The sequence below is a fragment of the Marinobacter salinisoli genome, assembly GCF_017301335.1.
Classification (GTDB): Bacteria; Pseudomonadota; Gammaproteobacteria; order Pseudomonadales; family Oleiphilaceae; genus Marinobacter; species Marinobacter salinisoli.
In genome coordinates, this window is sequence record NZ_CP071247.1 from 1,308,466 (window position 1) to 1,331,567 (window position 23,102).

17 protein-coding genes and 1 tRNA gene are annotated in these 23,102 nt (G+C 58.1%); 3 read left to right on the forward strand and 15 right to left on the reverse strand.

From position 1 onward, the window contains the following. Positions 1–3 precede the first annotated feature (3 nt). The 9 genes from LPB19_RS05915 to rpsU all read right to left on the reverse strand — a co-directional run bounded on the left by LPB19_RS05915 (position 4) and on the right by rpsU (position 14,678). On the reverse strand, positions 4–462 hold the full coding sequence (locus LPB19_RS05915; RefSeq protein WP_206645174.1) for a DUF2489 domain-containing protein: 459 nt from the start codon (positions 460–462) through the stop codon (positions 4–6). Between the two features lie 20 nt (positions 463–482). Next, entirely contained in the window at positions 483–2,777 is a 2,295-nt protein-coding gene (locus LPB19_RS05920) for a molybdopterin-dependent oxidoreductase (protein WP_206645175.1), read from the reverse strand. Positions 2,778–2,922: 145 nt separating this feature from the next. Further along, positions 2,923–6,171, reverse strand: coding sequence for an Ig-like domain-containing protein (locus LPB19_RS05925; protein WP_206645176.1), 3,249 nt, complete (start codon positions 6,169–6,171; stop codon positions 2,923–2,925). A gap of 14 nt (positions 6,172–6,185) precedes the next feature. After that, on the reverse strand, positions 6,186–7,517 hold the full coding sequence (locus tag LPB19_RS05930) for an outer membrane protein transport protein (protein ID WP_206645177.1): 1,332 nt from the start codon (positions 7,515–7,517) through the stop codon (positions 6,186–6,188). Between the two features lie 1,167 nt (positions 7,518–8,684). Next, a complete protein-coding gene (locus tag LPB19_RS17065) occupies positions 8,685–9,440 on the reverse strand; it encodes a PEP-CTERM sorting domain-containing protein (protein ID WP_228289226.1) in 756 nt (251 codons plus the stop codon). Between the two features lie 992 nt (positions 9,441–10,432). Next, a tRNA-Ile gene (locus tag LPB19_RS05940) sits at positions 10,433–10,509 on the reverse strand. A 101-nt stretch (positions 10,510–10,610) separates the two neighbouring features. Next, the gene (gene rpoD, locus LPB19_RS05945) at positions 10,611–12,461 is read right to left on the reverse strand and encodes an RNA polymerase sigma factor RpoD (protein WP_206645178.1); all 1,851 of its coding nucleotides are present in this window, start codon (positions 12,459–12,461) and stop codon (positions 10,611–10,613) included. A 122-nt stretch (positions 12,462–12,583) separates the two neighbouring features. Beyond that, positions 12,584–14,308, reverse strand: coding sequence for a DNA primase (gene dnaG / locus LPB19_RS05950; RefSeq protein ID WP_206645179.1), 1,725 nt, complete (start codon positions 14,306–14,308; stop codon positions 12,584–12,586). A 154-nt stretch (positions 14,309–14,462) separates the two neighbouring features. Continuing rightward, positions 14,463–14,678 carry a 30S ribosomal protein S21 gene (gene rpsU, locus LPB19_RS05955; RefSeq protein ID WP_072794797.1) on the reverse strand — a complete coding sequence of 72 codons (216 nt, stop codon included), beginning with the start codon at positions 14,676–14,678 and terminating at the stop codon, positions 14,463–14,465. 239 nt (positions 14,679–14,917) lie between these two features. Between rpsU and tsaD the strand changes: the two genes are divergently transcribed. Then, the gene (gene tsaD, locus LPB19_RS05960; protein WP_206645180.1) at positions 14,918–15,973 is read left to right on the forward strand and encodes a tRNA (adenosine(37)-N6)-threonylcarbamoyltransferase complex transferase subunit TsaD; all 1,056 of its coding nucleotides are present in this window, start codon (positions 14,918–14,920) and stop codon (positions 15,971–15,973) included. 12 nt (positions 15,974–15,985) lie between these two features. Here tsaD and plsY read toward each other — a convergent pair whose 3' ends face one another. Further along, positions 15,986–16,579: a glycerol-3-phosphate 1-O-acyltransferase PlsY gene (gene plsY / locus LPB19_RS05965; RefSeq protein WP_206645181.1), complete on the reverse strand. Its 594-nt coding sequence runs from the start codon at positions 16,577–16,579 to the stop codon at positions 15,986–15,988. A gap of 133 nt (positions 16,580–16,712) precedes the next feature. Here plsY and folB point away from each other — a divergent pair, with 133 nt between their 5' ends. After that, positions 16,713–17,069, forward strand: coding sequence for a dihydroneopterin aldolase (folB, locus tag LPB19_RS05970; protein ID WP_206645182.1), 357 nt, complete (start codon positions 16,713–16,715; stop codon positions 17,067–17,069). Further along, positions 17,069–17,593 (forward strand): 2-amino-4-hydroxy-6-hydroxymethyldihydropteridine diphosphokinase, encoded by a 525-nt coding sequence (folK, locus tag LPB19_RS05975; RefSeq protein WP_206645183.1) that lies wholly within the window; start codon positions 17,069–17,071, stop codon positions 17,591–17,593. The genes folB and folK (LPB19_RS05975) overlap by 1 nt, the downstream gene beginning before the upstream one ends. On the opposite strand, the gene pgi is transcribed toward folK (LPB19_RS05975), so the two are convergent. From pgi to pcnB, 5 genes are all read right to left on the reverse strand, one after another. Beyond that, on the reverse strand, positions 17,576–19,237 hold the full coding sequence (pgi, locus tag LPB19_RS05980) for a glucose-6-phosphate isomerase (protein WP_206645184.1): 1,662 nt from the start codon (positions 19,235–19,237) through the stop codon (positions 17,576–17,578). The genes folK (LPB19_RS05975) and pgi overlap by 18 nt on opposite strands. A gap of 31 nt (positions 19,238–19,268) precedes the next feature. Continuing rightward, positions 19,269–20,117, reverse strand: coding sequence for a pantoate--beta-alanine ligase (gene panC / locus LPB19_RS05985; protein ID WP_206645185.1), 849 nt, complete (start codon positions 20,115–20,117; stop codon positions 19,269–19,271). Beyond that, the gene (gene panB / locus LPB19_RS05990; RefSeq protein ID WP_206645186.1) at positions 20,114–20,908 is read right to left on the reverse strand and encodes a 3-methyl-2-oxobutanoate hydroxymethyltransferase; all 795 of its coding nucleotides are present in this window, start codon (positions 20,906–20,908) and stop codon (positions 20,114–20,116) included. Before panB ends, panC begins: the two co-directional genes overlap by 4 nt. Before the next feature lie 133 nt (positions 20,909–21,041). Further along, the gene (gene folK / locus LPB19_RS05995) at positions 21,042–21,560 is read right to left on the reverse strand and encodes a 2-amino-4-hydroxy-6-hydroxymethyldihydropteridine diphosphokinase (protein WP_206645187.1); all 519 of its coding nucleotides are present in this window, start codon (positions 21,558–21,560) and stop codon (positions 21,042–21,044) included. Then, a complete protein-coding gene (gene pcnB / locus LPB19_RS06000; protein ID WP_206645188.1) occupies positions 21,560–22,933 on the reverse strand; it encodes a polynucleotide adenylyltransferase PcnB in 1,374 nt (457 codons plus the stop codon). Before pcnB ends, folK (LPB19_RS05995) begins: the two co-directional genes overlap by 1 nt. Between the last annotated feature and the right edge of the window lie 169 nt (positions 22,934–23,102).

The window sequence follows — 23,102 nt, forward strand, 5'->3', positions numbered from 1 at the left end:
GGCTTACTTGAAGGTGTGCTGGCGTATCGCCCCGGCTGCCTGACGAATGGCTTCCGCGTGTTCTTTTTCGACCGAAAAACGTTCCTTGTCCATCTTTGCCACCAGCTTTTTGTCAGCGGTCTTTCGTGCCCGGTGGGTTGGCATGTGTTCGAGTTTCTCATGCACCAGCTGGAAGATGTCGTACGGAGGTTGGTCTAACAAGGCCGGCTCAACATGGTCAAGCAGGCCTTTCAGGCGCAGGCAGGCTTCAGAGTACTCGATCTGGTCTGCTTCCACCGCCAGCGCAATAACCCGAATGCTTTCGATCATGTCGGCGCGGCGCTGGGTCTGAAAAGCCTCGGCCTTCTGCTGTCGTTTTCGTTGCTCACCCAGGCCGGCGAGCTGTCGGCGGATAAAGGTCAGCAACACAACGATGGCCGCAAGGCCAGCAATGATCAGGGCCCACTGAAGCCACTGAGGCATGGTCTCCTCCTGGTTTTGGGTCAGGCGCGTTTGCGCTGTCGGTCAGGGCGCCAGACTTTGACCGAAACTGCCTGACCATTCAATACGGATGTGCCTACCAGTGGATCAATTTGCTCGTCGCTCAGCACATCGTTGATGCTCGCGCCCGGATGTGCCGCTGCAATTGATTGGCCGATGCCGTCCCGGTCGTGACCCCAACCGTGGGGAATGGACACCACCCCGGGCATGAGATCCTCGGTGATTTCGGCCGGCAGCACGATTTTTCGCCCTTCCGAGCTGATTTCCGCCGAATCGCCGGCCTGCAGCCCCAGCCGGGATGCATCCTTGGGGTTAATCATGAGGGTGCAGCGGTCCTTGCCCTTCACCAGTCGCTGGCTGTTGTGCATCCAGGAGTTGTTACTGCGCACATGGCGCCGGCCAATCAGGAGCAAATCGTCCGGTGCCTCCTGATTGAGGTGCGCAAACAGTCGCTCGACATCCTGCAGGTATCGTCGTGGTGCCAGATGAATCTTGCGGTCCCGGGTGAACAGGCGGTCGGGCAGAGTAGGCTTGAGCGGGCCGAGATCGACCCCGTTGGGATTGTCCTTGAGTACCGACAAAGACAATCCCTTGGGCAAATCGTTCCAGTGCCGGTTGAGCGGACTCAGCTTGGCCAGGCCCCGCAGTGGGTGGCGGCGCGGAAGGATGTCCAGAACCAGATCAATGGCCGGTTCGGCAATGCCCTTCAAGAGGCCGGCATTCATCCCATAGGGGCCGGAGCGCAGGAGCAGGTCCAGAATCGGGTCCGGGCCAAGTTGCTGAAACGCGCGCCAGCCGAGTTCGGTGCGCAGGGGCAGGCTGCCACCCTTGTTCAGCCGTTCGAGCCGGTGCGCCAGACCCAGCAGGATCTGCCAGTCGTGCCTGGTATCTGGGCCGGCATCAAACAGTGGCTCACTGTACTTGGCGGTATTTCTGACCGCGAACATGCTGAAGATCAGGTCGTAATGACTGCGTTCCAGAGCCGCGGTCGGCGGCAGGATCACATCGGCATGGCGGGTGGTTTCGTTCAGGTAGTAATCGACTGACACCATAAAATCAAGCTGTTCGAAGGCCTCCTCCAGTCGCCGGCCATTGGGGCTCGACAGGATCGGGTTGCCGGCAACGGTGACGAATGCCCGAATCTGGCCTGCGCCCGGCGTCAGGATTTCATCGGCCATCGTGCTGGCCGGGTACTCGCCGCCGAATTCCGGCAGGCCTTTGACCCGGCTGTGCCGTTTACCGAAATGCCCGCTTTGCCCGGCAAGAGCGCCCAGAACGACCAGATCAATGGCCGGCTGGTTGAAGAGCATGCCGCCGGGGCGGTCCAGCTTGCCAGTCAGTATGTTCAGGCAGGACGCCAGCCACGTGGCCAGGCCACCGAACACCTGGGTGCTGGTGCCCATGCGGGTGTAAAGTGCCGCTTTCGGGGTGTTGGCCAGCTGCCGGGCCAGTGCGCGGATGTCCTCGGCCGGCATTCCGGTGTGCGGGCTGGCGGCTTCCGGCGTGAACGGCATGGCGGCCAGGCGCAGCAGATCGACATCCTTGACCAGATGTTCGGTGGCGCCCAGGTTGATCAGGTCTTCAGCAAACAGGGTGTGGACCATTGCCATCAGCAGAAAGGCATCGCTGCCTGGCCGGATGAAGTGGAATTCGTCCGCCAGTTTGGCGGTTTCCGTGCGGCGTGGATCGATGACGATCATCTTGCCACCCCGGCCCTTGAGTTCTTTGATCCGGCCACGGAAATCCGGAACCGTCATCAGGCTGCCATTGGAGGCCATGGGGTTGGCGCCAATGCAGATGAACAGATCGGTTTGGTCGATGTCGGGGATGGGAAACAGAATCTGGTGGCCAAACATGTCCAGACTGGCCAGCATGTGCGGCAACTGATCGTTGGAGGTGGCCGAGAACCGGTTCTGGCTGCCAATTGCCCGCATCAGTGGTGTCACGGACATCAGGGCACCGTGGTTGTGGACGTTCGGGTTGCCCAGATAAACGCCAACGCTGTTGCGGCCGTATTCCTGGCGGGTTTGGTGGAGCTTCTCGGCCACCAGGTCCAGCGCCTCATCCCAGCTGATTTCCTGCCAGCCGGTTTCCGTGCGGCGAACCGGTTGGCGCAGCCGTTCCGGATCTTCGTGGAGGTCCTGCAGGGCGACGGCTTTGGGGCAGATATGGCCGCGGCTGAGGGGATCGTTTTCGTCCCCCTTGATGGAAGTGATGCGCCCATCCTGAGTTTCAATAGCGACGCCGCACATGGCTTCGCACAGGTGGCAGGTTCGGTAGTGGGTGCCATTTTCCATCGGGCAGGTCTCCTAATTGTTGTTATCTGACAGGGAGTTTCAATCTGCAACCAGATTAACAGGAATCGTCATCGTGCGAAAAGTGTTCAGTGCTGGGGGAAAAGCCAGCCCCGAGAGGCTGGCCTGAAAGGAGAACGGTCTGATCTCAGGGCGTTGCCGGTAGGTCCTTTATCGGATCCGACACAAAATTGAGGTAAACGCCGTTACTCGGAATTTCCAGTGGGATGGCAATGTCGCCGCGATCGACGCCGGTCGAGGAATCCAGCAGGCAGCTGAATATGCCAGAGGGACCACGATCAGCGACACAGGCGGAATAGCTCAGGAACTCGTTGATGATGGGTATCGTCACGTTAACGTTCACATCAATCGGTGGCGCGTTGCTGTTGATCTGGACAATCTGCATGCGTCCGTCATCAAAAAAATCAATGGGGCCTTCGAGTTCAAGGGTCAGCGGTTGGCTGTACAAGTTGTGTTCCAGAGCCTGTGCCAGCGGTAGCTGAAGGTTAGGTGCATCCAGTGTCAGATCCGCGTCAGTGCGGAACACGGGGTTGCCGCTTTCGTCCTCTGTGATCAGGCCTTCCACCAGACCCAGTGGATTATCCTCAGTGGGGGCGCCATACCGCATTCTGAGTATCTGAGGGCCGGTTGCCTGCTCGCCAAAACCGTCCAGGAAAACACTGGCCGATGTGGTGGCCAGCAGGGTCGGGTAAAGCAGGACCCGAACACCGATGGCTTTGCCGTCCGTGTCGTACGCCGGGCCCATTACCTCGGTATTCAGGCCATAGGTCTGGTAGATGAATTTGTTTCGCGGACAAGTTTGGCTGGCCTTACAGCCGACACTGGCACCAACCTTCACACCAAGGGCGCTTGCTTCCTGCGTGATGACTTTCAGCTTGGCGGAGTTCGCCGATGGCTTGTAGCCGCCGTTCCCATCCGATTCGTGAAGGAAGGGCTCCAGGCAGTCTTCGCTCTTCTGTTCCTCGCCCAGAGTGGCGCAGTCAATTTCATAGTTGGAATTGGTATCCCGGATTGGCAGATTGCGCAGCGCCGTGAAGACCGATTTCACCGGCGTCGTTCCCCGAAAGTAAATCACCATGTCGGGTCCGCCGGAGCGCTCCGGGTCGACCAGAAGGTCGGTTTCCAGTGCCAGCCCATTCTCGCCACAGATGAAGGAGAGGGTCGCGCCAGCGATACACTTGCCCTGGTCTGAAGAGGACAGGGTGTAGCGATAGTAGGCGCCGATTTCCCAGGGTTCATCGGGGTAGAAACGGATGCGCTGGTTGTTCTTTTCCAGCCTTCCGGAGACCGTCTTGATGGAAGCGCCTGATTGGTCGACGTGTTCGACAGTGAAGGTTTCGTTCAAGCGAATCGAATTCAGGTTCATTGATTGAGAGAAAACGACCACGATTGGTCTGTCCGCTGGCAGGGTCGTGACAGGCAGGATATCTCCCCTTGGCCCACCAGGCGCATCATCCAGGCACCGACCATGCTTGCCGTTACGCAGATCTACTCCGGTCGTAGCACACGGGTAGCCCGGATAGGTCGTCAACACCAGCGGTGAGCGCTGGGTAACGTTAGCATCATTGTTGCCAATATCGTCCAGAGCGAAGGACAGCGGGCCCTCGACGACCGGATTGCCGGCGAGGTCGGTCAGTCCGTTCAATGCTAGCTCGTAAGCAACCCCGTGTTTTAGCCCGCCGTTGGGGTTAATTGCCACAACGGTGCCGTCCAGTTTCAGGTTCAGGTTGTCCACTGGAACGCCATTTTCAAACAGCGTTATGCCGCCTTTCAGTGACGCCGGGTTCAGGGGTTCATCGAAGTTCAGGATCACCGGGTCGCCGGGACGCTGCATGGATTGCCGGCCTTGCGGGAGGGAATCTTTGGCTCCGGGCATCCAGCTGACCAGCGTGGGCGCGGATGTATCTGGCTGCCAGAGTTCTTCCGCGTCCAGGACCGAGTCGGCGTCTGTTGCCGCTTCAATGCGGAAAGCAATGGTGGCATTGGCGTATTCCTGGCCCAGCAGTTCCGGCTCGACGGCTCCGATGGCGTCAATGGTCAGCACGCCGTCTTCCACCAGCGCAATACCCCGCAGCTCAACCCCCAGCAGGTCCTGGGACAGCGACGCATTGGGCTGCGCCTCGGCACTGTGCATGGCGACATCCATAAACAGCGTCACATGGCGGGGTGCGTTCAGATCGTCGGTGTAGGGGTTGGGGCTCAGGTAGCCGGAAGCATCGGTCACCATGGTGACGCTCAGATCCCCGGTGGTCTGCGCTTGGCCGGTCTGCGCGTTCAACACCTGAACCTGGCCATTGATGCGGACATCCAGGCTGGTGCTGGTCAGCACACTGCCGCGAGGTATGCGAAGGGGTAAAGCTTCCTGCGCTGCAAAGGACGGGGCGTAAGCCAGCTCAGCAAACAGCCCCCCGGCTTGCTGGGCGGGGCCGGCGGATCCCAGCAACACCGAGTCAAGGGTGACGCCGTTGATAATCTGGCCGTTCAGTACCGACTTCTTCGCGTTTGTCTGATCGGCACCGTCGAGCAGGCCAGAGTCAACAATCTGTTGCAGCAGCACAACGGTGGGGCCGGTTTCTTTGGGGGTGAAGGTTTCACTGAAGTTGAGGGTGTCTGTGCCCGACAGGTTGGGCAGATTCTGTATCCTCAGGGTGTAGGTCTGGCCGGAAGCCAGCTGGTCGGCTTTGGTGCCGCACAGATTCATCGCGTCGGTGGTGCAAGGATCAATGACGATCCGGTTATGACTGACCAGTATGTTGGCTGGAACTGGCTCACCGTCGGCGTCTTCCAGGCGTATTGTGCCGCCCCGGTTGCGCCACTCCGGATGCACCGGCTGACTCAGATTCAGGCGAAACGTCGAAAAGTCCATGGGCTGAAAATGGCTGCCGGGCGACGGAAGCAGGCCCCGGACGGTGAAGTCCTCGCTCATGTGGTCCAGCGCCGCAATGCCGGTAAAGTCACCCCGGGTGGAGAATTGAACACCCTCAGGGCCTGTGGCATTGGGTGTGTGAATATCGCTGGCGCCCCGGCTCCTCAGCGGCTCCAGGAACTCGATCGAGTAATCCGCCCCGGTAGCCAGTTCGCTGGCTGGAGTCAGCGTCAGGCTGCGTCCGTCGTCAATAAGGGCCGCACTGAATTCGACCGGAGTGCGGCCGTGTGTCAGGCGGATTTTCTGTTCCAGCTCACCGGCGTTTTCGGCCAGAGCGTGAGAGAAGCGCAGAACAACGCTGCTGGACGGGCTGACGCCTGACTGACCGTCCGCCGGATAGGAATAGATCACCGAGGCTGGCGGCGTGCGCTGCTTCATGGTCTGTTCTTCACCGCCACAGGCCGCAAGCAGCAGGGTAGGGATGAGAACGGCGTGTTGTTTGAACTTCATGGTTCCACCTCCCTTTAGAATTTCAGCGTGACTGAACCGCTGAACACATGGATGTCGCCGTCGGCTCTGACCTCGGTTTCGGAGCCTGTGGTGTCCACCAGCGTGAAATCACGATCCTGCAGTTGCTGGTACTGGTAGCCCAGATCAAACCGAACCGGGTGGGCAAGCAGGCGGGTGCGGTCGTAGGTAGCGCTCAGACCCAGCCCGAGGACAATCTTGTCGGTGTCCAGATAGTTGATCTCCGGGTTGCGGGTCGTCTTGAGCGGGGAGGGCTCAAAGGCGATGCCGCCGCGCAGCGCCAGATTGGGAGTCAGATGGGTTTCCGCACCCAGCCTGGGAATCACGATGTCGTCAAAGCGGATGCGGTCTGCCTGTGAAACCGACTGCTGGTCCTTGACGGTGTCGGAGGAGAATTCCTTCTCCAGGTCAGACCAGTTTTGTTGTTCAATGGAGCCACCAATGCGCCAGTTCTCTGTCCCATACTGTGCGCCGATCACCAGGGTTTCCGGCTGGAAGGAATCGATGGTGGATACCGCCAGGCTCAGGCCGGGGTCCGGAATGGTCTGGGTAACAATAATGTTGGAGTCGATGGTGGTGGACGCCGACGACTTGCTGCGATAAGCGGCGGCAACTTCCCACCCCTGCAGGTAACAGTCCATGTCCGGACAGAAGGTGCTTCCGAGGTCGGCGCTGGCACCAAGAATGGTCTTCAGCGAGGGCTCTGCATTGACAGACAGGCGCTCGCGGCTGGTTTCGCCGCCAAGGGTGGATACCGCATCGAGCTTGGCGGTGGCATCCAGCGTGATTCTCACCGAGGCCCCGGCAGCGACGCCCCGCCAGATCGGCGTGGCTGCACCAATGTTGAGGAACAGAGGCTCCTTGCCATACTGCAGAAACTGCCCGGTTTCGCTGGTTTCCGAGCTGAACGCCAGCATCTCCTTGCCGTACTTTTCCACGCCCGCGATAAATCCGAGGTAGATCGGATGGTCGTAACGGGTCAGCGAGCCAAGATTGGTCTTCATGCCGATCAGTACATGCTGGCTCGGCGAATTCGACAGAATATCGCCATTGGCGTTGGGGTTAGCGGACCGGAGTTCCTGTTCCGCATGAAGAATGCCCGTGGTCAGCTCGCCACGAGGGTCGCTGGTGAGGTAGGCCGGGTTGTAATAGGTGGCCGACACCTGGCTGTTGAACATCGACATCGACTGGGCCGTGGCCACATCGACTGGCATCACGCCATAACTGGTGCCGAGATTGCCCATGCTGGCGTTGGCAAAAGGGGAGATAGCGAGGGACATCAGCGTGAGGGAAACCGCCCGTACTGATAACCGGGAAGCGAAAGCCATAGATACACTCCATCGTCTCTTTATTGTTTTGTCCGGTCCTTCTCCGCGCGCAGAGAAAACTGACTGGTACGTTCGTTCAGGTTTAAGTTTAGGGGGATCGGTTCCGTCGGACGTTGACCTATTTGACGGGGATTTGGCTTCGGCCGATCATGAATCGCGCGAAGTTAGAAAAAAATATCGATAAAACAGTAGGTAATGGCGCGTCCACTCTGTTTTCGTGGTATGCCATTCAAGGCTTGTTGAATGCTCAAAATGTGAATAGCTTCAATCTTCCCTCGATCTGCTTCCCACGGGAGACCGTTGGAGGGGCATGGTGTCAGAAGAATTTACAGTAAGATCGCTGGTGCGTAGGGGTGTTTGAATCAAGAGCAGGGGCTCATCAGGGCAATCTCACGAGATTTGGGGACCGGATGGAGGGGGCTGCTGGAACGACCAGCTTTCCCCAGATTGTCAGTGTGCGGCGGCGGTTTGATGGGAAATGCAATGTGATGGTGAGGAAAGAGCTTTGGCATCAGAAATAAAGAGGCCTCGCCTGAGCGGGATTTTTGACGCCTGCAATGAAGCGGAGATAGATCGGATGCTTGAAGCGCGACGGTTAACCCATACTGACGTTAACACCAATCAGAGTCCGTTGGTTCGTTAGGCTGGCCAGGATATCGCCATTGGCATGCGGGTTGGCAGAGCGCGACTTCGGCCCGGGATGAAGAATTCCGTCTGTTAGTTCGTGGCGCTCATCTTCGGTGAGTTGAGTTCAGTTGTAATCGATAGCTCAGATCAGGGGATTGGTATAGGGCGGGGCTGTGGCGACATTCACCTGCCTGACGTCAGGGGCAGTGTATTCGGCTTGTGTTTTGGGGCGTTGGCTTTCTTGACGAAATTGGTGATGGGAAAACCAGGCATGTTGAATTTGCGCTCGTTGGTTTCTCTGCCGAGAGAACGGCGAAGTCATCTTGCGTGCTATGTGCCGGAACCCAATTTTCGGCTCGGTGTTGGCGAAAGTCTTTGACGATAGAGTCTCGAGTCAGGCTGTAAAAAATACTGACACGATAAGACTCTCCGCTCTGAAGATAGTGTTCTGGACTGATTGCTCTGAGAAGTGAGTTCGGGATTCAAGCAAAAGGCCCCGCTTCGCGGGGCCAAAATTCGTTTGGCACCACACTGGTTCGGTTAAAAACGACGTCTGAAACCAAATCCAGCGAGTGCTAACCCTAACAGTGCGAGAGTGCCCGGTTCAGGTACAGAGGTCGACACGTCAACGAGTTTGAGGCTACCGTCGCCGATGTCCCCAGACCGCTGCAGTCGCATGAGGGCTCCTTCAACTGTCAGCATCTCCGTGTAGTCGAATCTGGCAATGCCGTCCAATGGCCCATTGTTGCCGATCGCGGTGAGGTTAACGTTGCCCGTCTGTGCGGCATCGAAGTCAATGAATTCGAGAAAAATACCGCCGAAAGACGAGCCGTTGCTGACGCTTTGAGTACCCTCCGAGACTTGCCAGTTGCCGGTAACGTCTGTGTAAGTGGTTCCGTCAGCTTCTAGACGTTCTATGTAGAAGTTAGACATGTTTGCGAATACGAAATCCGGCGTGAAGTCAAAACCGAAACCGGTGACGAGTGCCTCGAGGGAGACGTTGTCAATGTCAATTTGATAAGTAAAGCTGCCGCCATTATCGAAGTAATCGATCGTAATCGAACCGCCTTCATCTCCGGCGCAATTACTAGGGTCTACGGAGCCGTCGCACGAGAAGTTGTAGGTCGTGGGAACTGCGTGAACCGTTCCTGCAAAAAGCAGGACCGCCAATGAGGGTAAAATTTTCCTAAACATTTTTTGCACTTTTCGGTAGAAGTGCGGATTAGCGTCTGGGTATAACATCAAAAGCAGACGGGTCACCGCGCTTAAACCAACCCCTTTTAATTCCCTGCTCATATAAATCACCTGCATTTAATAAATCGGTTCATCGGAGTTTCTTCTCCTTGAGCACAAAGCCCCTCCCTGAACCGTTAGGTTCGCAGCTGGAGGCTGGTGCCTTGACGGCTTGCCGTCTTGGAAACAGGTACAACCAATCAAAAGCAGCAGAGATCGTGCCAGAAGCTCTATCTACACGTCTTTCGGTGGATTTATAAAAAATCAGAACAGCCAGTGGGAAAAGCATGTAAAGTTTTTCGACGCCTAAATCAAGAATCTTCAAAAGGATTCAGCCCTTCGCACAGTGCCGGGAAAAGGCTTGAGGCAGGGGGGCTCAAGAGGTCGCGATCTGGCCTGGGTTTTCTCGCGGCCAAAGGCTCCCAGTATGGAGAACCCCGAGTCCGCCGTGGTTTTGACCATGTCCCGTTCGAAATGGCGCGCGAAATCCCCTTGGCCTGCTTAAGGTGGGAGGCCGAAGTTCTGATCAGAGGCCGAGCGGTCCGGGGGGCTGGCTATTGATAGATCCACGAAGCCAAGAGACTCGTTGTAAAAATACTAAATGGCCGGGCGGGCCATAAACTTTAGAGATTTTTGGCGGCGTTCCGTTGCTTCGAGTGATTGTTAGTAAAGAACGCGTTTGCTCCTTCACGCACGTCCTTTGACTCGTCGATGATGAGAAGGCGGAAGACCCGCTGCTGGTTGGCTAGTCGGATTTGGTGCTCAAGCCGCCTGGACGGTCTCATTCCTACTTGAGCAGCCCGCACAAGGCCAGAAATACCTTCCAATCCCGGGAAGGCTCAAGTCCGTAGCGGGAAAACAGGCTTTTTTTGTGAACGCTCAAGGCGCAAGAGGGAATGTGTTTTGTATGGCACTCCCCAATTAGCTTGCTCGTGTTTCACTCTTCAGGGCTTAAAAGGCACTCGCTCTTCTTGCGGCACAAAACATACCGTATCCGAACCGGCCAAAATACGGTGACGAGAACATATAAGAAAAACGGTGAAGCTAGAGAGAAATGGTGGGCCCAGCTGGACTCGAACCAGCGACCAAGGGATTATGAGTCCCCTGCTCTAACCAACTGAGCTATAGGCCCTTTTCGTATTCACTGTTTTTGGAAACCGATGTTTCCGGAGGGAGTAAACAGGCGGGCGCCATTATACCGGGGAGGTTGGGCGCCCGCTACTGTTCAGAGCGTTATGATGAGGAACCCTGATCGTCAATGAAGCCGCGCAGGTGATCGGAGCGGGAAGGGTGGCGCAGCTTGCGCAGTGCCTTCGCTTCGATCTGACGGATACGCTCACGGGTGACATCGAACTGCTTGCCAACCTCTTCCAGCGTGTGGTCGGTGTTCATTTCGATACCGAAGCGCATCCGGAGCACCTTGGACTCGCGGGCTGTCAGGCCGGCCAGCACTGAGCGTGTGGCCTCGCGCAGACCTTCGGCGGTGGCGGAGTCTACGGGCGACAGGGCCTGGATGTCTTCGATGAAGTCGCCCAGATGGCTGTCTTCATCATCACCGATCGGAGTTTCCATAGAAATGGGCTCCTTGGCGATTTTCAACACCTTGCGGATTTTGTCTTCCGGCATTTCCATGCGCTCACCCAGCTCTTCCGGGGTCGGCTCGCGGCCCATTTCCTGAAGCATCTGACGTGAAATCCGATTCAGCTTGTTAATGGTTTCAATCATGTGAACCGGAATACGGATGGTTCTGGCCTGATCCGCAATGGAGCGGGTGATGGCCTGCCGGATCCACCAGGTCGCGTAGGTGGAGAACTTGTAGCCCCGACGGTATTCAAACTTGTCCACTGCCTTCATCAGGCCAATGTTGCCTTCCTGAATCAGATCAAGGAATTGCAGCCCGCGGTTGGTGTACTTCTTGGCAATAGAAATAACCAGACGAAGGTTGGCCTCGACCATTTCCTTCTTTGCCCGGCGTGCTTTGGCTTCGCCGATGGATACCCGGCGGTTGATTTCTTTGATGTCCGCAACGTCCAGATCAACGTCTGTCTGCAGGTGCTGGATACGCTTCTGCAGGCGGGTGATTTCATCAATACGCTCTGAGATTGCTGCCGCGTACGCTTTCTTGCTGCCGGCGATGTCTTCGGCCCAGTTCAGGTTAACTTCGTTACCCGGGAAGGACTTGATGAAATCTTTGCGCGGCATTTTGCAGTCGCGCACACAGATTTTCAGGATCGCCCGCTCGTTCTCGCGCACCATCTCGTTGGTGGAACGGACAACGTTGACCAGTTCCTCGAACGCTTTGTTGGCCAGCTTGAAGGGTGCGAAGACTTGGCCAAGCTCATTCAGGGCTTCCTGAGTCTTCTTGTGGGCACGGCCATGCTTTACCAGCGCCTTCTCCGCTGCATCCAGTTTTTCTTGCAGCAGTTCGAAGCGCAGACGGGTTTCTTCCGGGTCTGGCCCGTTGTCTGTCTCTTCGTCGCTGTCGGAATCATCATCGCTGTCGGCGGAGTCGGCAGATTCATCCGAGGTGTCGGAAGTGGTGTCCTCACCCATGAACGGCTCGGCGTCGTCCGGGTCAAGGAAGCCAGTGACGATGTCGCTGATGCGACCTTCGTTCTCAATGATGCGCTCGTAGGCCTGGATCACGGTGCTCGCAGTACCCGGGAAATGGGCCACGGCTGCCATGACATCGCGGATGCCTTCCTCAATACGCTTGGCGATGACGATCTCGCCTTCGCGGGTCAGGAGTTCTACGGTACCCATTTCCCGCATGTACATCCGCACCGGGTCCGTGGTGCGGCCAGCATCGGTTTCCACGGCCGCAAGTGCTGCCGCAGCTTCTGCCGCCGCTGCTTCGTCAGCGGTGGAATCGCCTTCGGTCATGAGCAGAGTATCGGCATCCGGTGTTTCTTCAGTCACCTGAATGCCCATGTCGTTGATCATTCGAATGATGTCTTCGACCTGATCCGGGTCGGCGATGTCTTCCGGGAGGTGATCGTTTACCTCGGCATAGGTCAGGTAGCCCTGTTCCTTGCCCCGTGCAATGAGGTCTTTCAAACGTGATTTTTGCGAATTGCCCGCCATAGACACCCTGTGAACTCGCTCTTGAAGGAAAAAAACTTAAACAGCTATTATAGCTGTCGCTCAAATACGCTGCCACCGACTGCTTAGATGGTGATCACGGCAGCTAGTTTCAAGTGTTGCCATTACTGAGCACGATTGCTCAGGTCTCTCAGTTCCTTTCGCTCCTCGCTGGTGAGGTTGGCGAAATTGCGTAACAGTGCCGCCAGTCGCTGTTGCCGGGAGGCCTCCTCATTGGGGCTTAACAGTTCCCGCGCTGCGTTCAGAGTGCTCTCCCTGGCGGGAATGTGTTCGACGCCATCGAACAGGTGGTAAAACCGCTCCCGGGCCTGAACGTCAAACGCCAGCTGGCGAACCAGTGATTTCCTGTCTTTTATTTCCTGGCCCGAGATCCAGTCGGCAAACTCCAGTGCCTGCCGGTATTGTCGGGAGCGCCTGGCCAGTTCCGACACATCGGCTGCCAGGTCGGGTGATTCCAGCAAGGCCAGGCAAAGCACGCTGTCCTTGCTGAGCCGCACATCAATGCGCTCTTCATTGACGCGGTCCCGCCGACCGTTCGACCACTTGCCCTTGAAGTCACCCTTGCGGTCCTGCCATTGCTTCCGGTTGCTGCAAAGGCGAAGCATTTCATGCCACATCGCATCGCGCAGCGTGCTCTTGGGCATTCTGTTCAGCAGCGGCTCAGCCCGGGCTCGCAGTTCGCCGCGATTTTCCGGGAGCTCAAGGTCAAGGCCTTCACTCTGCCGGTCAAACAGGAAGCGGGAGAAGGGCGTTGCACCGTCAATCCGCTGCTGGAATGCATCCGGCCCTTCTTTTCGAATCAGGGTGTCCGGGTCTTCGCCTTCGGGCAGCATCAGGAATTGCAGGTGCAAACCGTCGGCCATCAATTCGAGTGCGTTTTCCATGGCCCTATCTGCCGCCCGGAACCCGGCCTGGTCACCGTCAAAGCAAAAAACAATGTGGCGAACATGCTTCAGAAGCGCGTTCAGATTGTCTTGGTTCGTGGCCGTCCCCAGCGTGGCGACTGCATAATGGATGCCGTTCTGCGCGAGCGCGATGACGTCCATGTAGCCTTCCACGACAAGCAGCTTGTCCAGCTGCCGGAGCGCCTGGCGTGCTTCGTAAAGTCCGTAGACTTCGCGACTCTTGTGAAAAACATCGGACTCCGGCGAGTTGATGTATTTCGCCTTGTCATCGCCCAGCGTTCGCCCGCCAAAGGCCACGGTCTTGCCCCGGGTGTTCCGGATCGGGAACATCACCCGGTTACGAAACAGGTCCCTGGGGCGTCCATATTTGTCCGATACGGTCCCCGTCTCGGTCAGACCATCTTTCAGATCTTGTGGCGCCGCATCGAACAGCGCCGTGCCGCCGCCCGGCGCAAAACCAAGCTGGTACTGTTGGATGATGCTGTCATCCAGTCCCCGTTGGGCCAGGTAGTCGCGGGCATAACTGCCCTGCGGGCTGGCCAGGGAGGACTGGTAGAAACGGTTGGCAAAATCCAGTGCGTCGGTCAGCGACCGTGACTGTTGCATTTCCTGCCTGGCGGCTCGGTCGTATGGCACTTCCAGTCCGGCTCGCCGGGCCAGATCCTCAACGGCTTCGTTAAAACTCAACCCCTCCAGTTCGCGAATAAAGCTGATGGCATCACCGTGGGCTCCGCAGCCAAAGCAGTGGTAAAAGCCTTTGTCCGGCCGAACGTTGAACGACGGTGTTTTTTCGTCGTGAAACGGGCATCGGGCCTTGTAGCTTGCGCCTGCCTTTTTCAGCTGGATACGGGAGCCGATCAACTCTGCCAGATCCAGACGATCAAGCAGGTCTTCAATAAAACGCTGAGGGATCAGTCCGCTCATGAAGACTCCAGGTAAACCGGGCGTAGTGAAGGATGTGGCTATAGCGAAAAATGCCGCCGAAGCCAGGCCCCGGCGGCACTTTTAAATTGCCCTGTTCAGCCTTAAGCTGGGCAGGCAATCACTCAACTTGCAGTCAAGCGGCGTCAGTAGCAGATTAGTACAGACGCTCGAACTTGCGCTGTTCCCGCTGAAGCTTCTTGAGATGACGCTTAACGGCAGCAGCAGCTTTACGCTTGCGAACAGAAGTCGGCTTCTCATAGTGCTCACGACGACGTACTTCGGACAGGACGCCTGCTTTCTCACAAGAGCGCTTGAAGCGACGCAGTGCTACGTCAAACGGTTCATTCTCTTTCACTTTAACAGCTGGCATTCGAAAATCACCTACCTGATTAAATTCGGTTTTGTTTGCTCCGTCTGGCGCTGCCAGTCCGGCTCGACACCTGGTCAGATTGGTTAAAACTCGACCAGTACGTATTTTAGGGCGGCTATGATAGCGTCCGGCTAAGGCTTAGGTCAATGTTTGTTCGATGAAACTGACGGTGAGTTTCGGGTTTCTGGTAGACTAGCGTCCTTCTTTTATTCCGTCGACGATGATGGCAACAGACCTTTATGCTGATCCTTGGAATTGAAACCTCCTGTGATGAAACCGGCGTGGCGCTCTACGACACCCAGGATGGGCTGCTCGCCCACGCGTTATTCAGTCAGATTGACATGCACGCGGATTATGGCGGCGTGGTGCCGGAACTGGCATCCCGGGACCATGTCCGGAAACTTCTGCCCCTGTGTGACCAGTTGCTGGACCGCGCCAATCGGCTGAGACAGGACATTGATGGCATTGCCTACACCGCCGGCCCGGGGCTGGTCGGGGCGCTGATGGTCGGTGGGTCTGTTGCCCACGCTCTGGGGCTGGCGCTGGGAATTCCGGTACTGGGTGTGCATCACATGGAGGGCCACCTGCTGGCCCCGATGCTGGAGGAAAACCCGCCGGCGTTCCCGTTCGTTGCCCTGCTGGTTTCCGGGGGCCATACCCAGCTCGTGAAGGTGGATGGTATCGGTGTGTATGAGATGCTGGGTGAGTCGGTGGACGACGCGGCCGGGGAGGCCTTTGACAAGGCGGCCAAAATGCTCGGTTTGGATTACCCCGGCGGGCCCCGTGTCGCGGCACTGGCTGAAAAGGGTACGCCGGATCGCTTTCGTTTTCCGCGTCCGATGACGGATCGGCCCGGGCTGGATTTCAGTTTCAGTGGCCTGAAGACCTTTACTCTGAATACCGTTCACGCGGCGGAAAAAGAAGGCGACCTGTCGGATCAGACCCGCGCAGACATTGCCCTTGCGTTCGAGTCGGCGGTGGTCGATACCCTGACCATCAAGTGCCGCCGGGCTCTGCAGCAAACCGGTTGTTCCCGGTTGGTGATTGCCGGGGGTGTCAGCGCGAATCGCCGCCTGCGAACCGGGTTGGAAGGGATGGCCGCGAAACTGAAAGGCAGTGTGTTCTACGCCCGCCCGGAATTCTGCACCGATAACGGTGCCATGATCGCGTATGCGGGTGCTCAACGGCTTCAGGCCGGGCAGCGTGACGGGGAGCGTATTGTGGCCGTCCCGCGCTGGCCCATGAATACCCTTCCATCGATTGATGAGCCCCGGACAACTGGCCTCGTTGATTGAGCAGCCCGGCGCTCAGAATCCGGATTCCCGGTTCTGTGCCAGTCGGATCAGGTTGTTGCGGTGACGCACCACAATCAGTAGGGCGAGAAGCCCGAACAGTGGCAGTGTATCTGGCTCGATAATCGCGCTGATGACCGGGCCACTGATAACGGCGATCAGCGAGGCCAGGGCGGAAATTCGCCAGCGCCACATGGCCAGCACCCAGATCGCCATCATAACCAGGGTGGTGGCTGGCGCCAATGCCAGTCCCGCGCCCAGTGCGGTGGCCACCCCTTTGCCTCCCTTGAAGCGATAAAACACTGGAATCATGTGGCCGGTTACTGCGCACAGGGCCACCATGGCCTGGCCGATGACGGACAATCCGCCGGCATGGGCGAGCCAGACCGGCAGCCATCCCTTCGCTGCATCGAGTGCAAGAGTCACGGCCGCAGGCAGCCAGCCTCCGATGCGATAGACGTTCGTTGCTCCAGGATTGCCAGAGCCTTGGGCTCTCGGGTCTGGTAACCGCCAGAGGCGGCTGACTGGCAAGGCGAAGAGTATAGAGCCCATAAAATAAGCGGCAGCGCAGAGAAGGACCGTCAAAATGGGTGTTTCGGGCGCTATCATGGGCGGCTCTCGGAAGCAGACGTGTCGATTCCAGTATGCGAAAATAAGGGCTAAATTCTGGCCAGCGTGTTCACAGTAACCGTTGGCTTTGAGGGGTTCAATTGGCAAAGAGTGGTATAGCCCGGGAGTTCTCTTGGTAGATAGCGTGCTGATCGAAGGTCTGGAAGTCGAAACGGTTGTCGGGGTCTATGACTGGGAGAGAAGGATTAACCAGTGCCTGCTCGTGGATCTGGAAATGGCGTGGGACAACCGGGTTCCGGGTGCCTCAGACGATGTCAGCGATGCACTGGACTATGCGGCCGTGAGTGAGCGAGTCACCGCTTGCCTGAAAGGGCTGCAACCGAAACTCCTTGAGCGGGGAGCAGAGGTGTTGGCGGGCGAGTTGCAGGAGGTGTTCGGGGTTACCTGGCTTCGCCTGACGCTCAGGAAGCCCGGTGCCGTGCCCGCCGCCCAGGCGGTGGGTGTGCGCATCGAGCGGGGGCAGCGCTGATGGCCGATGGCGTCCGGGTTTACGTGGGCATCGGTAGCAACGTTGACCGCGAGCGCCATCTGGGTGTGGCTCTGGATGCCCTGGCCGACTGGTTTGGTGCGCTGGACTTGTCTGCTGTGTACGAAAGCGAGGCGGTGGGTTCGGATGGCGCCCCTTACCTGAATATGATCGCAGGCTTTGATACGCAGTGGTCAGTGGCGACACTGTCGCGCCGCTTCAAGGCGCTGGAAGATGCCAACGGTCGTTGCCGGGACGGAACGCAGGCCGGCGTCAGAACTCTGGATCTGGATATTCTGACCTACGGAACCTGCGTTGGTGAGGTGGATGGCGTAAAACTGCCGCGGTCGGAAATACTCGTCAATGCCTTTGTGCTCAAGCCGTTGGCGGAATTAGCTCCAGACGAGTCGCATCCTGTTTGTCAGCAAAGCTATCGCGAGCTCTGGCAGGCCCACGACAGCGGCCAGCAACTCTGGCCGGTCGGGTTTGTCTGGCGCGGACGCCAGCTCTCAGACGCCGTTGGCTGATCGGAACATCCGGATCAGGTGATTGGTTGAACTGTCGCTGTCGAGCTCGTTCATCCGGTCGCCCATCAGCTGAGGCAGAATCTTGGCGCCCAGCTGCTTACCCAGTTCCACACCCCACTGATCGAATGAGTTGATGCCCCAGATCACCCCCTGAACAAACGTCCGGTGTTCGTAAAGTGCAATCAGTGCGCCAAGGGTTTCCGGCGTGAGTTGCTCCATGATCAGCGTGTTGCTGGGCTTATTGCCGGGGATGACCTTGTGGGGAGCCAGTCGGTCAATGTCAGCCGCACTTAATCCTGTGTCGGCCAGCTCTGCTCGCGCCTCACCCAGGCTCTTTCCAGCCATCATGGCCTGGGACTGGCTCAGGCAATTGGCGAACAGATCGGCGTGATGGTGGGCTACCGGATTGTGGGTTTTCAGAGGAATGATAAAGTCCACTGGAATCAGCCGTGTGCCCTGGTGGATCAACTGGTGGTAGGCGTGCTGGCCGTTGGACCCCGTGCCGCCCCAGATCACCGGGCCGGTGTCGGTTTTCACCGGTTGTCCCTGCTTATCCACGCCCTTGCCGTTGCTTTCCATGTCGAGTTGCTGGAGGTAATCCGGCAGGCTTCTCAGATAGTGGTCGTAGGGGATGACGGCGTGGGTGTCGGCGTGCCAGAAATTGTTGTACCAGACGCTGAGCAAGGCCATCACCACTGGCAGGTTCTGGTCCAGCGGGGCTTCGGCAAAATGTTTGTCCATCGCGTGGGCGCCGGCGAGCAGGGCGCGAAAGTGTGCCATGCCAAGGGTTAGTGCGATGGGTAGTCCGATGGCGGACCACAGCGAGTAGCGACCGCCCACCCAGTCCCACATGGGAAAAACATGATCCTCGTCGATGCCGAATTCCCGCGCGGCAGCAACGTTGGCGGTGACCGCGATAAAGTGCTTGGCAATGGCCGATTCGTCGCCACAGCGCGCAACAAACCACTGTCTGGCCACTTGGCTGTTCGCCAGGGTTTCCTGAGTGCGGAAGGATTTGGACTGAACCAGGAACAGAGTGGTCTCCGGAGTGATCTTCCGCAGGGTTTCACAGATGTCCGTGCCATCCATATTCGCCACGAAGTGGCAGCGGATACCGTTCCGCTGGAATGGTTGAAGGGCCTCGCACACGAGCTTGGGGCCAAGGTAGGATCCGCCAATTCCGATACTGACAATGTCGGTGAACGCTTTGCCGCTGTAGCCGACGATGGATTTCTCGGTGACGCCGGAAACGAAGTGCTCCATGCGGTCCAGGGTGGCATGGATCTCGGTCACCACATTCTGGCCATTGACCAGAACAGAAGTATCGACCGGCTGGCGAAGCGCCGTGTGCAGCGCGGGCCGGTGTTCGGTGTTGTTGACGGCTTCACCGCCCAGCAAAGCGGCTCGCTTGGCATCAAGGCCGCGGCTGTGCGCCAATGCCATCAGGGCCTCAAGGGTGTCACCGTTCAGCCGGTTCTTCGAAAAGTCCAGAGCAAGGCCAGCGGCTTCGATAAAGTATCGGTCGGCCCGGGTCGGATCGTTTTCGAACAGCTGCTTCATGGGCTGGCTGAGCAACGCATCCCTGTGTTGCTCCAGTGCCCGCCACTCGGGAAGGCTGGTAGGATTGGCTGGTGCTGAAGACATCGGAAATTCCCTTTCGTTGGGTCGCCTCAGTTCATCGAGTTACCGTCAGATTGTCAATCAGGCGCGTGGTGCCCAGGAAGGCTGCCACGAGCAGGGTCAGGCTCGTATCTTCGTTGGTCGCGGGCTTCAGAGTGTCACTGTTCACAATGTTGAAGTAATCCGGCCGTAAACCGGCCTGCACCATGGCCTCTTTCGCCTCGCTCTCCAGGGCGGCGAAGTCTGACCGGCCTGCAGCCAGTTTGCGGCCCGTCTCCTCAAGAATGCGATACATTGCAGGCGCTATGCCGCGATCGCCCTCCGAGAGGTAGCTGTTTCGGGAACTTTTTGCCAGACCATCGTCTTCGCGCACCGTAGGGGCGCCAATGACCTCAACGGGGATGCAGAGATCGCGCACCAGTTTCCGGATGACGGTCAGTTGCTGAAAGTCCTTCTCGCCAAAGACGGCAACGTCGGGTTGAACCATGTTGAAAAGCATGGTCACCACTGTCGCTACGCCCTCGAAATGTCCGGGCCGGCTGGCGCCGCAGTGGCCGTCGCTGACGTCTGGCACGACAACCTGGGTTTGTCTGGCCAAGCCTTCGGGATACACTTCTTCGACGTTAGGGGCAAACACCAGGGTATTGCCGGCCGCCTCAAGCTGTTCCTGGTCTTGCGCGAGTGTTCGCGGGTACGTGTCCAGGTCTTCGCTGGCGCCAAACTGCATCGGGTTGACAAAAATGCTGGTGACCACGATGTCGGCAGCCTCGCCGGCTTTGCGCACCAGCGAGATGTGACCTTCGTGCAGGTTGCCCATGGTGGGCACCAGGCCGATGGTTTTATCCTGTTGGCGGTAACCGCGGAGAATGGTGCGGAGCTCTTTGATGGAATGTACGGTTCTCATGCCTTGAACGTGTGCTCCTCGGCGGGGAATGTCCGGTCACGAACAGCTGAAACGTAGGCGGCAATGGCTTCGTTCACAGAGCCGGTTTCCGCCAGGAAGTTTTTCACAAAGCGCGGCTTTCGGCCCGGAGTGATGCCCAGCATGTCGTGCAGCACCAGCACCTGGCCGTCGGTTTCGGAGCCGGCGCCAATACCGATAACCGGGGCCTTAACGGCTTGGGTGATGCGCGCGGCCAGAGGCGCAGGGACGCACTCGAGCAGAATGACATCGGCTCCGGCGGCTTCCAGCTCGCAGGCATGCTCGATCATCATTTCCGCAGTTTTCTCATCTCGCCCCTGTACCTTGTACCCGCCAAACTTGTTCACGAATTGCGGGGTCAGGCCCAGATGGGCGCAGACTGGCACACCGCGTTCGCTCAGTGCGCGTATGGTGTCCTTCATCCAGTCGGTGCCTTCCAGTTTCACCAGGTGGGCGCCGGCCCGCATCAGCTGAGCCGCGTTCGCCAGGGCGGATTCGACGGTGCCGTAGGTCATGAATGGCATATCCGCCATGATCAGTGCACCACGGTTACCCTTGGCAACGCAGCGAGTGTGATATTCCATCTGCTCCATGGTTACCGGTAAGGTGCTGTCGTTGCCCTGCAGGACCATGCCAAGAGAGTCGCCGATCAGGATCACGTCCACTCCGGCTTCGCTAACCACCTGAGCGAAGGTTGCGTCGTAGGAGGTCAGAACGGAGAAAGCTTCGCCCTTTTGTTTGTATTGGCGCAGGGTATTGATGGTAACAGCCATAGAATCCTTGCCTTATGGGTGGATGGGCCTCGACCATGCCGGGGTGTCCGGCTCTCAGGTGCTTAGGGTAATTCCGGGGTATAGATGAGGCAATAGTAACATGAACCTCGCAAGGGAAGGTTCAGGTGTGTAGTCAGGGTTGCGGGTTGTTCAGCGGGGTTCGGACTAAGGGCGGAAGTTTGCGCAACTGGTTGTCGGGGCAGTGCTGTCTGAGGAAAGTCAGCGGTCTGCCGTCCGGCAGTGCCAGGTCCGGATCCAGGTCCAGCAGCGGCTGGAGGACAAAGTCCCGGTTGGCTAGCTCTCGGTGCGGAACCGTCAGGCGTTCGTCGTCAATGCAGTGGTTGCCGTACAGCAATAAGTCCAGATCCAGGGTGCGTGGGCCCCAGTGCTTTATTCGTTGTCGACCATGTTGCTGTTCAATGGTGTGCAGGTGATGCAGCAAAACATGGGGTGTCAGCGTTGTCTTCAGCCAGACCGCGCCGTTGACGAAGTCTGGCTGGTCCTGCGGGCCAACCGGGCGGCTGGCGTAAAACGGTGATTGGGCGATCAGTGTGCTTGCCGGTAGCGCTGCCAGTTCTGCCACGGCCCGGGCCAGTTGTCCCGCCGGATCCTCAAGATTGCTGCCGAGGCCGATGAATGCATTGGTGCTCATCACTGTGGCACCTGTTTCTGGGCAGGTGGCTTGCGTCTTCTGCGGCGTTTCTTCGGCGCATCGCTGCTCAACTGGGACAGCATGCGCTCCTGATCTCGCTCATTGGCTTCCTGGAAATCGGTCCACCACTGGCCGAGCCCGGGTTCCAGTTCGCCAGCCGCTTCCCGAACCAGGAGGAAGTCGTAGGCGGCGCGGAAGCGTGGATGCTCCATGGTGGCGAAGGCGCGTTTGCCCTGTCGTCGCGGCAGGCGCATCTGCAGCTCCCAGATTTCCTTCATGGGGCCTGAAAAACGTTTGGGTATCGACGTGGACTGAACCTGACGACCAATTACTTTGCCAATGGCAGCGTGTAAGGCCGGTTGCACCGGATCGCCGTTGTCCTGGCGGCGCGCCCATTCTGCCTGGAGGGCAGGCCAGAGCATGGCCGCGAACAGGAAGTATGGCGTGACCGATTTGCCCTGAGCGATGCGCGCATCGGTGTTGCGCAGCGCCTTGCGGATCAAGGTGTCGGATGCGCCGCTGTCCAGTGCCCTGACGGTTTCGGGAAACAGTGGTGCAAGCAGGTCGTAACGGGTCAGCAGGTCGTAGGTCGCCTCGCCTTGCCCGGCCGAAAACAGCTTGAGTACCTCGTCGAACAGTCGCGCTGGCGGTATGTGGGCCAGAAGAGGCGCCAGTTCCCGAATCGGGGCTTCGGTTTCGGGTTCGATCTGGAAATCGAGTTTGGCGGCAAATCGGATGGCGCGCAGCATCCGCACCGGGTCTTCCCGGTAACGGGTATCCGGGTCGCCAATCAGGCGCAGCTGGCGGTTCTTCAGGTCTTCTATGCCGCTGGCAAAATCGATTACGGTGAAATCGCGAATGCAGTAATAAAGGGCATTGACGGTGAAATCCCGACGCAGGGCATCCTCTTCCTGGGAGCCATAGACGTTGTCCCGCAGGAGCAGGCCATGTTCGCTGGTCTTTCTGGCGTCTCTGGCCGGCGCATCGTCATCGTTTGCGTCAGCGCCTCCGCGGAAGGTAGTGACTTCGATAATTTCCCGGCCAAAAACGACATGGACAATGCGAAAGCGTCGGCCGATCAGTCGGGAGTTCCTGAACAGATCGTGAACCTCTTCCGGTGTGGCGTTGGTGGCGATATCAAAATCTTTCGGTTTGCCGCCGAGCAGAATGTCGCGCACACCGCCGCCGACCAGATACGCTTCGTAGCCGGATTTATTCAGGCGGTGAAGTACTTTCTTGGCAGGTTCGCTGATCGCCGATCTGGACACATTATGCTGATCGCGGGGAACTTCCCTGCGCTGGTACTTGCGCGCTTTTTTTTTGCCGTTGCTGGGAATCAGCGAACGGAGCTTTTCAACGAGTTTTTTAGGCATTGAAATCCGTGGTTGCGTTTAGCAGAGGCGCAAGTGTAACGGTTTGAGAGGGATTTTCCCATGGCTGGCGGAGGCAGGAGGTGGCGTGCCAGATAATCAAAAGGCGGATCCGTGTTCACGGATCCGCCTCGAAAGCGTTGACGATCTGCGTTGTTTTTGTTGTTAGCGG

Bases quoted from the DNA above. Each gene is read 5' to 3' on its own strand.
- LPB19_RS05915 (WP_206645174.1), bottom strand. From the start codon at position 462: ATGCCTCAGTGGCTTCAGTGGGCCCTGATCATTGCTGGCCTTGCGGCC.
- LPB19_RS05920 (WP_206645175.1), bottom strand. From the start codon at position 2,777: ATGGAAAATGGCACCCACTACCGAACCTGCCACCTGTGCGAAGCCATG.
- LPB19_RS05925 (WP_206645176.1), bottom strand. From the start codon at position 6,171: ATGAAGTTCAAACAACACGCCGTTCTCATCCCTACCCTGCTGCTTGCG.
- LPB19_RS05930 (WP_206645177.1), bottom strand. From the start codon at position 7,517: ATGGCTTTCGCTTCCCGGTTATCAGTACGGGCGGTTTCCCTCACGCTG.
- LPB19_RS17065 (WP_228289226.1), bottom strand. From the start codon at position 9,440: ATGAGCAGGGAATTAAAAGGGGTTGGTTTAAGCGCGGTGACCCGTCTG.
- rpoD (WP_206645178.1), bottom strand. From the start codon at position 12,461: ATGGCGGGCAATTCGCAAAAATCACGTTTGAAAGACCTCATTGCACGG.
- dnaG (WP_206645179.1), bottom strand. From the start codon at position 14,308: ATGAGCGGACTGATCCCTCAGCGTTTTATTGAAGACCTGCTTGATCGT.
- rpsU (WP_072794797.1), bottom strand. From the start codon at position 14,678: ATGCCAGCTGTTAAAGTGAAAGAGAATGAACCGTTTGACGTAGCACTG.
- tsaD (WP_206645180.1), top strand. From the start codon at position 14,918: ATGCTGATCCTTGGAATTGAAACCTCCTGTGATGAAACCGGCGTGGCG.
- plsY (WP_206645181.1), bottom strand. From the start codon at position 16,579: ATGATAGCGCCCGAAACACCCATTTTGACGGTCCTTCTCTGCGCTGCC.
- folK (WP_206645183.1), top strand. From the start codon at position 17,069: ATGGCCGATGGCGTCCGGGTTTACGTGGGCATCGGTAGCAACGTTGAC.
- pgi (WP_206645184.1), bottom strand. From the start codon at position 19,237: ATGTCTTCAGCACCAGCCAATCCTACCAGCCTTCCCGAGTGGCGGGCA.
- panC (WP_206645185.1), bottom strand. From the start codon at position 20,117: ATGAGAACCGTACATTCCATCAAAGAGCTCCGCACCATTCTCCGCGGT.
- panB (WP_206645186.1), bottom strand. From the start codon at position 20,908: ATGGCTGTTACCATCAATACCCTGCGCCAATACAAACAAAAGGGCGAA.
- folK (WP_206645187.1), bottom strand. From the start codon at position 21,560: ATGAGCACCAATGCATTCATCGGCCTCGGCAGCAATCTTGAGGATCCG.
- pcnB (WP_206645188.1), bottom strand. From the start codon at position 22,933: ATGCCTAAAAAACTCGTTGAAAAGCTCCGTTCGCTGATTCCCAGCAAC.